The 563-nt window shown below is 60.4% G+C and carries 2 protein-coding genes; both read right to left on the bottom strand.

The features are described 5' to 3' along the window. The coding region (locus ADT71_RS00020; protein WP_255351589.1) for a recombinase family protein at positions 1-290 on the bottom strand (290 nt) is incomplete at its 3' end. Continuing rightward, positions 256-563: recombinase family protein (locus ADT71_RS34805; RefSeq protein ID WP_255351588.1), on the bottom strand; the 308-nt coding region annotated here is incomplete at its 5' end. The genes ADT71_RS34805 and ADT71_RS00020, both read right to left, overlap by 35 nt.

The following is a 563-nucleotide window of genomic DNA, read 5'->3' as shown; positions in this document are numbered from 1 at the left end:
TTTCTTCCGGCCTTTGTAGACGCCTTCGGCGCGCGCGCCTCGATCCCGGCGCGCTGCCGTCCTTGATGAACGTCAGTTCCATGTCCGCGACCATGCCCACGAATGGTGATCACCATCCGCCCCATGCTTCCGGCCGTCGTCACCTCCGGCTCAAGCACCCGCAATGAGGCTCCCTTCTGGTCGAGTTCATGAACCAGATTGAGAACATCGCGTGTGGAGCGACCGAGCCGATCGAGACGCAGGACGACGAGTTCGTCATCGGCGCGCAGGAAACTGCATGATCGTCTCAAGCTCCGTGCGTCCAGTGCGCGATGCGCCCGAGCCTGTTTCGGAGCGGAGGATTTCACAGCCCGCTGCCTTCAACCGGGCAACCTGGATGTCGAGATCCTGGTCGATGGTGCTGACGCGGGCGTAGCCGACGCGGGTCATGGGCAAATCCGTCACATTAGGGTGGCTTTGCCCTCGTACAGTAACATTGGTGACGGAACCACCCTTTTGTGACATGTCGTATATGTCACTTCCGATCGTCACGTTCGGGTGCACCCAAATGGTGCGAGCGGAAA

Source organism: Novosphingobium sp. ST904 (assembly GCF_001298105.1).
Lineage (GTDB): Bacteria > Pseudomonadota > Alphaproteobacteria > Sphingomonadales > Sphingomonadaceae > Novosphingobium.
This window is presented reverse-complemented; position numbering and strand designations above follow the sequence as displayed.